Raw genomic sequence first — 12427 nt, 5'->3', positions numbered from 1 at the left:
TAACGGAGTTTGAAGCTGAATAGTTTGCAAATTCAGAGCTAATTCTATCAGAATGTAATTTTATTGTTAAATTTGAAAAACCATTGTTTTGTATCTATGCAAGAAAATCAACAATTCCATGTCAAAAATACCAACCGACCAGAATGGCTGGAAAATTTGGAGCGAGAAAGTTGGCAACCAGAATTGCTCATATCAGGCTTGGCTATTTTTGCAACTATGCAGTTTCCTGCTCTTATAGCAGACTTTCAACATTATGTGGCGTTTAATTTTGACGCAGATATCCTCATGTATGCGGCGATTCTCACTACTTACCTAAGCATTGCTTCTTATGCCATAGCGGTTAATTTTTCTATACATTTTGTCTTACGGGTCTTTTGGATAGGGGTGTTGGGCTTGATATCGGTTTATCCTAAAGGTATTGATTATGACAATTATCCGTATGGGGGTAAAAAATTTGTTGAGAAATTGCGGCAAAAAATCACCAATTTAGAAGACTTTAGCCTGCAAATTGACCGCCTTTGTAGCATCATTTTTTCGCTTTCAGGGTTGATTGTCTTGTCGTTGGTAAGTGTTTGTATTTTGGTAAGCTCTATATTCTTATTGAGTTTGCTGGTCAAATTTTTACTGCCCTCTTACTACGATGGTCGCTATAACCAAATCACCTTCATAATATTGGGAGTTGTTATAAGTTTGTTTGGAGTTCTCATTTCCCTTTTCAACTATACCAAACTCAAACACACTACTTTTGCAGATAAATACCACTTTTTTATTTATTGGACATTTAGTGGATTGGTTTTCAATGTATTGAATCGTCCATTTCATTACCTTTCTATGACTTTTTCTACCAATGCTTCGGTAGGAAAAATGAATGTGTTTATTGGTGTTTACATCTCTTTACTTACCCTTTTCATCTTGCTAAATGCAAAATTGCAGTATGAAGGTATCGAAACCCGACTCTATTATGCTGAAGAAAGCAACGAATTTGCGCTCAATCCGATGTATTACGATAGTTTGCGTCCCAAACACCGTTATGCTACCCAACCTTGTATTCCTTCTGATGTGATGGAGGGAAAATTTGTAAAATTATTTATCCCTTATGTCAAACGTTTGGATGCAAAATTGGAAGAGGTTTGTAAGAATTCTTCATTGAATAAAGAGGAATCAATAAGCAGTTTTCAATACGGTCAACTTCAAAATAAGGCTTACCTGCAATGTTTTGAAACGTTTTACCAAGTGTATTTGAACAACGAAAAATATACAGACATAGAATGGCAGTTTTACCAACATCCCAATAAAGGAGAGCAAGGTATCATTAGTTATATTTTGACAGATTCATTGCAGGTTGGCAAAAATGTTTTTCGGATTGAAGAACGGAAAAGGGAAGGGAAGGAGGAAAAGAAAGTGTTTGAGATACCTTTTTGGCTGGGTCGGTAAAAATAGTAGTAGGTGTGTTATTATCCTTAAGATGAGGTTTTGCCATTATGCTGTCCTTCTAAAAACACCGAAGTCTTTGAAGAAAACCGATGAAATGGCTATATTTGGCTTTTTGGATGTTTACAAATATAGTAAAATGAAAAATATATTTACCCTATTGTTTTTGTTTGTAATAAGCACTCTTTCTGCCCTTCATGCACAAAATTCTATTGCACGTCAATGGAATGAAAAAGTATTGGAAGCTATTCGAGTAGATTTTGCACGCCCCACAGTGCATGCCCGCAATTTGTTTCACACCTCAGCAGCGATGTACGATGCTTGGGCGGTGTATGATAGCATTGCAAATACCTATTTTTTAGGAAAAACAGTGCATGGTTATACCACTCCCTTCAGCAGTGTTCCGCCTCAAGAAGATGTGAAAGCTGCACAAGAAGAAGCTATGAGTTTTGCTGTTTACCGCATCATGCGACATCGTTTTAAGAACTCGCCTGGTGCCGAATTGATATTTACAGATATAGACCTTTTCATGGAGGAAATGGGCTATGATATCACAAATACTATTGAAGATTATGCTTGTGGTGCGGCAGAAATGGGAAATTACATTGCCCGACACATTATTCAATATGGCTTTCAAGACGGCTCGAATGAACAGGGGCAATACGCCAACCTGCATTATGAGCCAGTAAATCCTTCATTATTGTTAGAACTTTCTGGAAACGTCAATATTGAAGATCTAAACCGTTGGCAACCTCTGAGATTTGCCCAGTTCATAGATCAATCGGGAAACCCTCTTGGTGATACTACACCACCATTTTTAAGTCCAGAATGGGGACAAGTGAGTCCTTTTTCACTGCAAACAGAAGAATTAACTGTTTACAATCGAGATGGATTTGATTATTGGGTCTACCATGATCCAGGTACGCCACCCCATTGGACTGCTGATGGAAGTGGTAATTCGAATGAATACAAATGGAGTTTCGCTTTGGTATCTATTTGGTCTTCTCACCTTGACCCAGCAGAAGACGTATTATGGGATATTTCTCCTGCTTCTATCGGCAATATGTCTGTGGAAGATTATCCTACAACGATTGAAGGTCTACAGGATTTTTATGATTTGCTGGAAGGAGGAGATAAAAGTACAGGGTATTCAATGAATCCTAAAACAGGTTTACCTTACACTCCTCAAATAGTCCAACGTGGCGATTATGCAAGGGTGTTGGCTGAGTTTTGGGCAGATGGCCCCAATTCCGAAACGCCACCAGGACACTGGTTTACCATCCTCAACTATGTGAACGACCATCCTGATTTGGTCAAAAAAATGCATGGACAAGGTGAAATATTAGACGATTTGGAGTGGGATGTCAAAGCCTATTTTGCTTTGGGAGGTGCGATGCACGATGTAGCGGTTGCTTCATGGGGTATCAAAGGTTGGTACGATTATATTCGCCCGATTTCAGCTATTCGGGGTATGGCAGAATTGGGGCAAAGTTCTGACCCCAATTTGCCGTCTTATAATGCAGGTGGACTGCCTTTGGTTCCGGGATATATAGAACTCATTGAAGAGGGTGATCCACTTCAAGGGTTTGCAGGTCAATATATTGGGGAGGTGAAACTATATGCTTGGAAAGGCCCCAATTTTATTGACAATCCCAAGACAGATGTTGCAGGAGTGGGGTGGATACGTGCCAAAAACTGGTTTCCCTACCAACGACCAACCTTTGTGACACCTCCTTTTGCAGGATATGTATCGGGACACTCTACTTACAGTCGTGCGGCAGCAGAAGTCTTGACTACCATGACAGGAGACCCCTTTTTTCCGGGTGGAATGGGAGAATTTTCATGCCCTCAAAATGAGTTTTTGGTCTTTGAAGACGGTCCGAGCACGAACCTGACCCTTCAATGGGCAACTTACCGAGATGCTTCTGATCAGTGTAGCCTTTCTCGAATTTGGGGAGGTATTCACCCGCCTGCTGATGATATGCCAGGACGTTTGATAGGCATAAAAATAGGCCAAGAAGCCTTTTCTTTTGCAGAATCCTATTTTACAGGAAAAGAAACCTCTTCTGTTGCTGCTGACTTCCATATTTTCCCAAATCCAACTGCTTGTGCGCTTCAAATCGAGTATGACTTGACGAAGATGAAAACCATAGAAGTGTACCACATTGATGGACGTTTGCTAAAATCTATCGAATTGACTAATTCTGACAATCGGGTTTCTGTGGATTTGGGAGATTTATTGGCTGGTGTCTATGTAGTTGTTGCAAAAGATGCATCAGGAAATAGGTTAATTGAAGAAAAGGTAGTGCGGTTGTAGCGGTTTGGCGCAGGATTCAATTCTAAAATACATGCAACAATATTGAAAGCACAGGCAAGTGCTTAATGATTTGATTGATAAGTCAATTGAAGATGAGTGAGTTATGCCTGTGTTTTTGTGCCACACAAATTTAAATATATTTGCAACCATTCTGGAATTGATTCTCTCCAAATATACCTATCTTAGAGCCAACAAAATGCACAGTCCAACGCTCAGTTGTGATTCTCGACGTTATTCCTTTTATTTTTTCACTAATAACAAACAGTTACACTACGAACAAACTTTACTTCAATGCAAAACAACAACAACAAAACGCTTTTTTGGTCAATCACCGTTGCGCTGGCAGGTTTCCTGTTTGGCTTTGATACGGTTGTTATTTCGGGCGCAAACTTGCCCATCAAAGAACTTTGGCAGACTTCGCCGTGGTTTCACGGAACGTTCATTATGTCCATGGCACTTTGGGGAACAGTGTTAGGGTCATTGTTGGGAGGTATTCCTTGTGACAAATTGGGCAGAAAGAAAACCCTATTTTGGATTGGTGTTTTGTATTTTATATCGGCTGTCGGTTCTGGATTGGCAACCGACCCTTACCTATTTTCTTTCTTTCGATTCATTGGCGGCATAGGTGTTGGTGCCTCCTCTGTTGCAGCCCCTATCTATATTTCCGAAATTTCCTCTGCCGAAAAAAGAGGGCAATTGGTGGCGTTGTATCAATTCAACATCGTTTTTGGGATTTTCATCGCTTTTATCTCCAATGCTGCAATTGCTTACATATCAAATACTTACTTTGTAGATGCTACTGCAATCATTGGAAAGAATGGCTGGCGAATCATGTTGGCAATTGAAGGTTTGCCTGCTTTGATTTATATCTTGATGGTCATGAAAGTACCAAACAGCCCCCGATGGTTGATTTTGCAGAAAAGAGATGATGTTGAAGGTAAATCAGTTTTGACCCAACTTTTTGGTGCAGCCGAAGCAGAGCATTTGTTGGTAGAAATTAAAAAAGATTTGGTGTCTAAAACCGAAACAATTCAGTTTTTCTCCAAAAAATACAGCTTACCCATTACCCTTGCTTTCTTGTTGGCTTTCTTCAATCAGTTGTCGGGAATTAATTTCGTGTTATACTATGCCGCTGAAATTCTTGAAAATGCGGGTTTTGCGTCACAGGATTCGTTGATGAGTTCAATTTCTATTGGAGGGGTTAACCTGATTTTTACGCTTTTAGGGATGTATTTAATTGACCGAGCAGGGCGGAAACAGTTGATGTTGATAGGTTCGATTGGCTATATTGTCAGTTTAGGTATGGTATCGTATGGTTTTTACTCGGCTGCTGCACCGACTTTTACCCTTACCTTTATTTTGATGTTCATAGCCTCTCATGCGATTGGTCAAGGAGCGGTTATTTGGGTGTTTATCTCCGAAATTTTCCCTAACAATGTGCGGGCTTCTGGTCAGTCTTTCGGCACAGGAACACATTGGGTATTTGCAGCTTTGATTACCCTTTTTGGGTCGGTCATCATGAACAGTTTTGAGCCGTGGAAAGTGTATGCCTTTTTTGCAGGATTCATGGTCCTTCAATTGTTGTTCGTCATCTTTATGATGCCTGAAACAAAAGGCGTTTCTTTGGAAGAAATTGAGAAAAAAATGATAAAAGAATAATGGTAAATCCAACAGTAATGTGTTTTGGTGAAGTCCTCTTCGACCTTTTGCCAACAGGGAAGGTCGAGGGTGGCGCACCCATGAATGTAGCAATTCAATTGAACAATTTGGGCGTATCTTCTGGAATGATTAGCCGAGTAGGGCGAGACAGTTTTGGGAGTGAATTATTGTCTTTTTTGCAAGAAAAAGGCTTGCGAACCGATACGATTCAAATAGATACGGTGCATCACACAGGTATCGTGGATGTTGACATGAGTGACCCAACGAATGTGCAATACGACATTGTTAAACCTGTTGCTTATGATTTTATTGAAGTAGAAGCGGGTCTGGTAAACTTGGTTCAGCAAGCGGAAATATTTTTGCATGGCAGTTTGATTGCAAGAAATGAAACTTCAAAAAATACCTTGCTGCAATTGTTGGAGAGGGCAAAGATGGTGGTTTTTGATGTCAACTTGAGAAGACCACACTACTCCAAAGAGATATTGGAAGAGTTGCTACAAGAGGCAGATATGGTGAAGATGAATGAAGAAGAATTAGAGACTGTTGCAGGCTGGTATGGTGCTTACAATGAAGAAAAACAAGCGATGAAGTGGCTGAAACACCAATTTGATTTGGAGGCAATTTGTGTCACCAGAGGTGAAGATGGGGCAGCGTATTTGGACGATACGGGTTTCTATGAACATGCTGGTTTTGAAGTAATAGTAGCCGATACGATTGGCAGCGGTGATGCATTTTTGGCGGGTTTTTTAAGCCAGAAATTGGTGGGTAAATCTCCAGAAGAATGTTTGGAATTTGCTTGTGCTACGGGGGCTTTGGTAGCGACTTTTAGAGGAGGAACGCCCAAGATTGACGAGGAAATGGTGCGGAAGTTTTTGAAGTGAAAAGGATAAGTAACGAATGAAAATGAAAAATAAACTCCAAAATCAATTTTATGAGATTGATTTTTTGAAATAAAGACTTCTGAAATTTTTGTTTTTAAAGATGTTGATAATCAATTAAATCAATCACTTTTAAAGGCTAAATTTCAGAAGTCTATTTTATTTTAGGTATTTTCCTAGTACAGCATACGATAAATAAGTGACAACTTGTTTTTGACACAAAGAGCTGACAGTTAATCGTCTTGAAAACTAATAACTAGTCACTAACTTACCAATCACTGTACTAATATTCCCAAGTTTTAATGTGCTGCCGAATGTCCATCCTTCAACAATTCCGGGAATTTCTGTTTGAAGCGGTTCAATCGAGGAATGGAAACATGTTGGATGTAAGAATGTGTAGGATGCAGTTTTTCATAATTTTGGTGGTAATCCTCTGCTACCCAAAACTTTTCAAAAGGCATCACTTCGGCTGCAATCTCAGCATTCAATTCCTTGGCAAGTGCTGCTTTTTTCTCTTCAATGATTTTCTTTTCCTCCTCATTTTGATAGAAAATAATGGAACGATATTGAGAACCTCTGTCTGGTCCCTGTCCGTTGACCTGTGTAGGATCTTGTGAACCAAAATACACATCTACCAAACTACTGAAACTCACCACAGAAGGATCATAAATAATCTCTACTGCTTCGGCATGACCTGTCTTTCCAGTGTTGCTATCTTCATAAGTAGGATTCTTAGTGTGTCCACCCGAATAGCCAGAAATGGATTCCTCTACACCTTTGACCGACTCATAAACCGCTTCAACACACCAAAAGCAGCCACTTGCAAAATATGCCTTCGCTTTTTCACCCTTTGTAGTCATTGAAGCGGCAGTACCTTTTGGTATAAACTTCAAGGCGGCAGAATTAATACAGTAGCGCAAATTGGTAGGTGCTGGACCATCGTTGAATACATGCCCAAGATGTAATCCAGTTGATTGTTCTACAACTTCATCTCTGGACATGCCCAAACTGTTGTCTTTTATCCACTTCACAGCTCCCTTTTCGATAGGCTTGGAAAAACTTGGCCAGCCTGTACCCGAATCAAATTTATCGGCAGAACTAAACAAGGGTTCACCCGTAGCAGCACTCACATAAATACCTTCTTCGTGGTTGTCAAAAAAGGCATTGTAGAAAGGGGCTTCGGTGCCATTTTCGACCATAATCTTATATGCTTCAGGACTTAATATTTCCTTCCACTCACTATCTGACTTTGCCATGGGGAATGGCGAATCCTGCTGAACTTGCTGGGTTGAATTGGTGCTTTTAGAAGCATTGCAACTGAATCCCAAAAAAGTTATGGAGGCGATAATAAATAATATGTTTACTAAAATACTGCGATTCATGATTGTTAAGTTTAAAAATGTAATTGGGAAAAAATCAGAAATTGATACGGATTTGTGACCGTGTTCTTAAATATTTAAACGATTGTTTTCAATTCCTGTTCGCTAATATATGGGGGAAGATGTAGAAACGAGCCTTTTTTGTAGCCATTTGTCGCCAAACGACAAAGTGTTCGGGTTTTAACCATTTCTCAACATAGTTGATTGAAGATTTTGAAAGCATGAGGCTTTTTAATTTTACTCTTAAAGCAGCTAAGGTATTGGAAGTAAATTTCTTATCAGAAAAAATAAAGTCTTGGTTTCTCCACTAAAAATTTAATTCCTCAAAAATCCCTTTATAAACTCCCTTCAACTCTCCTTCGAGTCCATCAATAAATAAACTCAATTTCACCTTATCCGTAGCCGTAAACGATTGTTTGGTAATCCGTTGCATCACCCCACCTAATCGCAGAATCAAACCTTCATTGTTTTGATAGTCATACAAAAACTCCGAACTGCAAAAACGCTGAAAGAACAACCATAAATTTTCCAAATCACCTTCGACAGCGGGAATATGGTTGAAATAATTCATAAAAATTAACTTGTCAGTAGCGTTTAATTTGTAATAAAAAGTAAACGCAGTATTCAAATCCTCCTTCAATAACAAGCGATCCAGAAGCATCTCTATCAAAACATGTGAAATAAAATGCCTGTATTTAGTGATACCTTCCAATTCTATTTGCTGCAATTGTTTGAATGTCTTTTTATTGTAGGTTCTAAAGAAGTTGGAACTGTGAAACAATTTGTCAATATGGTGGTGTTTGTTCACTCCTTCCTGCAAATTCCTTATAGGTACATCCCAATGTGTTTCAATTATTTGAGGTTGCAGCCTTTCCCGATTGAAAGTACGCACCAAATCAGGGAGAATCAAGCCCAAAATATAGTGTGGACGGTCATCGTCTTTGTCAAAATAGTAATGTGAAAGGTAATTCATATTGCTGTGTTGTTAGATGGTTGAATTGCTGAATGGCTGAATTGCTGAATGGCTGAATTGCTAAATGGTTGAACTGCTGAATGGTTGAATTGCTGAATGGTTGAATTGCTGAATGGTTGAATTGCTGAATGGTTGAATTGCTGAATGGTTGAATGGCTGAATGGTTGAACTGCTGAATGGTTGAATGGCTGAATTGCTGAATGGCTGAGTTGCTAAATGGTTGAACTGCTGAATGGTTGAATTGCTGAATGGTTGAACTGCTGAATGGTTGAATGGTTGAATGGCTGAATTGCTGAATGGCTGAGTTGCTGAATGGCTGAATTGCTAAATGGTTGAACTGCTGAATGGTTGAATTGCTGAATGGTTGAATGGTTGAATGGTTGAATGGCTGAATTGCTGAATTGCTAAATGGTTGAACTGCTGAATGGTTGAATGGTTGAATGGCTGGACTATTGATTGTGTATTTTGTTGTTTAGTAGAGTTATAAAACCATGAAACCATGAAACCATGAAACCATGAACCCATAAAACCATAAAACCATGAAACCATAAAACCATGAAACCATAAAACCATAAAACCATGAAACCATAAAACCATGAAACCATGAAACCATGAAACCATGAACCCATGAACCCATAAAACCATAGAACCATAGAACCATAGAACCATAAAACCATAAAACCATAAAACCATAAAACCATAAAACCATAAACCCATCATTCAAACCGCCCCTTATATTTGTTGTAAATCGAATTCATCAGCAACATCACCACACCCGTTCCCACAAACACCAGCGCACGAGTTAGCCAATTCGTCTGAGCCAAGTCGTAGAAAATCAAGCGCCCCACACACAAAATCACTCCCCCCAAAGCCACATACCGAAAATATTTGTCCCTCAAAACGACGCTCAATACAAACAAGCCCAAACATTCGACCACCCAAAGGAAGGTCAAAATCGCTTTGTCAAACGACCAAAATAAGAAAATTCCCACGCCAATAAACAAGGGATAAACCAACAAAGGTAAAATATGGCGTTTGACCAAATTGGCGAGTGCTTTCATTCCCCCCATCAAAAAAGGCGGAAAATTAAGCGACTGCAATGAGCGATGTGGATAAAAGTACGCCACAAAACCAAACTGCAAACCAATGGCAATCAAACCTCCCCACCATGCTTGATCTTGCCAACGAACCGAAGGGGTGATGTAATTAGCACTCACAAACACCAGATGGAAAATACTGGCATACAAAAACAACAGACCATAAAATTTCAACCTTGCGATATGCTCAAATTTCAAGCCCAAAGCCAAAGCAACAAAAGCCGCAACTGCCCATACAATCGGAAACCATATTGTATTGATTTCTACACTGAAAATGGTCACAACAAACCACAAAATCAACTCTAAAAACAAAGGATGAAAATGTGTCCAAGATTTGTAAAACGGCTCGCCTTCAGGCTTTTTGTAGCTTGCCCAATAACCAAACACCCCAATTGCCAACAATTCAATCAACATCCGAATTTTGATGAAGCCAATGTATTGTTCCACTTGCAAATGCACCACCAAATGCCGAATCAAAAATGCCAAAATAAACGCATATCCAACGTGCAGCAAATAGCGGTCAGTATAACCTACATTCGCCATTTCGCTGCCATGTTTTCGGCGAAAATACATCGCTAACTCCAAAGCTGCAATGGACAAAAACAACCATGCGACCCCTGCAATCAGCAAAGAAGCGGGTTTGGTGAGCCAATAAATCGAAGCTCCCAAATGCGCTGCAAAGAGGTAAATACCAAACCATTGGAAGTGATTTTTTGAAGATTCATCGTAAGACAAAACAGCCGCCGCAAAGGAAGCCAATAGGAGAGGAGCAGCATACCAAATTTGCCCAGACACTGCAAATGCCTCTTTTTCTATGAGCTGAAACCATACTAAGCCATGCAAACCTGCCAAAAGCAAGGCAAGACTGTAAAACAATCCTTCCGACTGAATCCTTTGACGCAGCCACAAATACATCACTGCCAATCCAACAGCTGCATAAACCGCCCAAATCTGATTGAAGTAATGAAAAAACAAAACCAAAATCCAAACGCTGATATATGTGCCTGTGATGAGATTGCCGCCCAAAACAGTGAAAGAAAGACTGTTTTTTTGGCGAATCAATCCAACGTGAAAAACACTGATTGCAGCCAAAGTCACCAAGCCAGTAATGCCAATTTGAAGCTGCGCAAAGGTGTTCACATAGCCTCCATTTTGAAAAGGCAGCGTTATAAAATACAAAAACGCCAATCCTGTTACTGCAAAAAAGCACATCCCAACTGCATACAACCAACGTTCTTTTTCCCAAACCATCAAAGCCGTAAAACCCAAGACTTCAACGAGCATTACCGCACTGACAATAAGCGAATTGACCTCCCAAGCCTCCAATGCAAGAATGGCTAAAAACGCCAAAATTTGCGCTACAATTGTATCGGTGTGGTAGAGCCACGAAATGCCCAAGTGTTTCGCTCGGCGAGCGAGAAAAAAAGCTATGACCGCCGCCAAACTGATGAACACAATACGCCACTGTCCGCCCATAGAATGAACCAACAAACCCATTCCAATAAAAATCCAATTGAGCAGGTGAACACCCAAAGGCAAGGCTTCCATTTTGGGAGTGACATACAGTTCTCGGTAGTGCATCACCGCCACCGAAGCACCTACCAACACAATGCCGATGATACCCCAAAGGTGTTTGGTGGGAGTAAATTGAGCCAAATCTTCAAAGTGAAAATACCATTGAAGGTGAAACAGAAAAAAGGCAATAATCGTCACCAAAATGTGCCAATCCCATTTTTCAGGTTTGTAAGCGAGCAAGATGCTGAACAGCGTTATTCCAATACCAATGCCCCAACCCAAATCGGACGCAGGAGCAAGCCCCAAAGCCAATAAACTCAATACAATGTGTAAGGAACTAAATACCTGTTTTCCGCCTATCCATGCCAAATACAAATTCACCGCAACACCTACCAACAACAGAATCAATGCCCAAAGAGGATGATAAATCCATTGCAGCCCAGGCACTCCGCCCGAACCAAAACAGGCAAACAAAAAAATCGAACCTGCAGCACTTCGCAGCCAAGAAGCCATTTTTTGCCAATTAGGAAGCCGATTGAGATAATAATAACCCCCAAACAATGCCGCCGCTATTGCCGAAATAAGGAAAAACCGAATTATCGGATCCATACGCAAAGCCGCATACGTACCTCCAAAACCCACTCCAATCACCAACAAAATCGCTCCAATCACCCCTGTCCAATTGTCTGCAAACTGTTCTTCAAACTGCGCCCAAAGTTTCTTGATTGCAGAAAAACTTTCTTCTTTTGGAGTGGTCACTTCTGTTTCTTCAAAATGGATAGGTTGTCGCTTCACCATTTCGATGAAAGGCACTTCCAGTTCCAAAACCTGTTCTTCTTTTGCAGTCTTTGTTTCTTCTTCAATAACAGGAGTTTCTGTTGGAGCCAATTCGGGGGTAATGATAAGGAAATCTTGTTTTTCTTCCGTGACAGTTTGCAGAGAAGGAGTCTGTATAATAGACTTATGATGAAGTTCTTGTTCTAATTTTTCTGCAATGAAATCCTCACGTTTGGCAACTTTGCCACTTTCCAAAGACTTCAATCTAAAAGCCATTTCCTCCAAATGTGCTTTTAAGGTGTCAATATATTTCGCCTGTTTTTTAGTGCGTCTAAACAACACAAAAATGAGGATGAATGCAATAATGGAAAAAAAACCTTCCATACCGAGAATTGATTTTA

Annotated in this window: 7 protein-coding genes; 4 read left to right on the top strand and 3 right to left on the bottom strand. The window is 40.0% G+C overall.

All coding sequences use genetic code 11. From position 1 onward, the window contains the following. Positions 1-96 precede the first annotated feature (96 nt). The 4 genes from R3E32_04225 to R3E32_04210 all read left to right on the top strand — a co-directional run bounded on the left by R3E32_04225 (position 97) and on the right by R3E32_04210 (position 6288). Positions 97-1434 (top strand): hypothetical protein, encoded by a 1338-nt coding sequence (locus tag R3E32_04225; protein ID MEZ4883925.1) that lies wholly within the window; start codon positions 97-99, stop codon positions 1432-1434. 136 nt (positions 1435-1570) lie between these two features. Then, on the top strand, positions 1571-3748 hold the full coding sequence (locus R3E32_04220; protein MEZ4883924.1) for a T9SS type A sorting domain-containing protein: 2178 nt from the start codon (positions 1571-1573) through the stop codon (positions 3746-3748). 291 nt (positions 3749-4039) lie between these two features. Further along, positions 4040-5407 carry a sugar porter family MFS transporter gene (locus R3E32_04215; protein ID MEZ4883923.1) on the top strand — a complete coding sequence of 456 codons (1368 nt, stop codon included), beginning with the start codon at positions 4040-4042 and terminating at the stop codon, positions 5405-5407. Next, positions 5407-6288: a carbohydrate kinase gene (locus R3E32_04210; protein MEZ4883922.1), complete on the top strand. Its 882-nt coding sequence runs from the start codon at positions 5407-5409 to the stop codon at positions 6286-6288. The genes R3E32_04215 and R3E32_04210 overlap by 1 nt, the downstream gene beginning before the upstream one ends. 296 nt (positions 6289-6584) lie before the next feature. On the opposite strand, the gene R3E32_04205 is transcribed toward R3E32_04210, so the two are convergent. From R3E32_04205 to R3E32_04195, 3 genes are all read right to left on the bottom strand, one after another. Continuing rightward, positions 6585-7667: a bifunctional methionine sulfoxide reductase B/A protein gene (locus R3E32_04205; protein ID MEZ4883921.1), complete on the bottom strand. Its 1083-nt coding sequence runs from the start codon at positions 7665-7667 to the stop codon at positions 6585-6587. Between the two features lie 304 nt (positions 7668-7971). Beyond that, positions 7972-8637: a hypothetical protein gene (locus R3E32_04200; GenBank protein ID MEZ4883920.1), complete on the bottom strand. Its 666-nt coding sequence runs from the start codon at positions 8635-8637 to the stop codon at positions 7972-7974. 716 nt (positions 8638-9353) lie between these two features. Beyond that, entirely contained in the window at positions 9354-12410 is a 3057-nt protein-coding gene (locus tag R3E32_04195) for a hypothetical protein (GenBank protein ID MEZ4883919.1), read from the bottom strand. Positions 12411-12427 lie beyond the last annotated feature (17 nt).

The sequence above is a fragment of the Chitinophagales bacterium genome (assembly GCA_041392475.1).
GTDB lineage: Bacteria > Bacteroidota > Bacteroidia > Chitinophagales > UBA2359 > JAUHXA01.
The sequence above is the reverse complement of the archived record's forward strand: the minus strand, read 5'-3'. Positions and strand labels throughout refer to the sequence as shown.

Bases quoted from the DNA above. Each gene is read 5' to 3' on its own strand.
- R3E32_04225 (MEZ4883925.1), top strand. From the start codon at position 97: ATGCAAGAAAATCAACAATTCCATGTCAAAAATACCAACCGACCAGAA.
- R3E32_04220 (MEZ4883924.1), top strand. From the start codon at position 1,571: ATGAAAAATATATTTACCCTATTGTTTTTGTTTGTAATAAGCACTCTT.
- R3E32_04215 (MEZ4883923.1), top strand. From the start codon at position 4,040: ATGCAAAACAACAACAACAAAACGCTTTTTTGGTCAATCACCGTTGCG.
- R3E32_04210 (MEZ4883922.1), top strand. From the start codon at position 5,407: ATGGTAAATCCAACAGTAATGTGTTTTGGTGAAGTCCTCTTCGACCTT.
- R3E32_04205 (MEZ4883921.1), bottom strand. From the start codon at position 7,667: ATGAATCGCAGTATTTTAGTAAACATATTATTTATTATCGCCTCCATA.
- R3E32_04200 (MEZ4883920.1), bottom strand. From the start codon at position 8,637: ATGAATTACCTTTCACATTACTATTTTGACAAAGACGATGACCGTCCA.
- R3E32_04195 (MEZ4883919.1), bottom strand. From the start codon at position 12,410: ATGGAAGGTTTTTTTTCCATTATTGCATTCATCCTCATTTTTGTGTTG.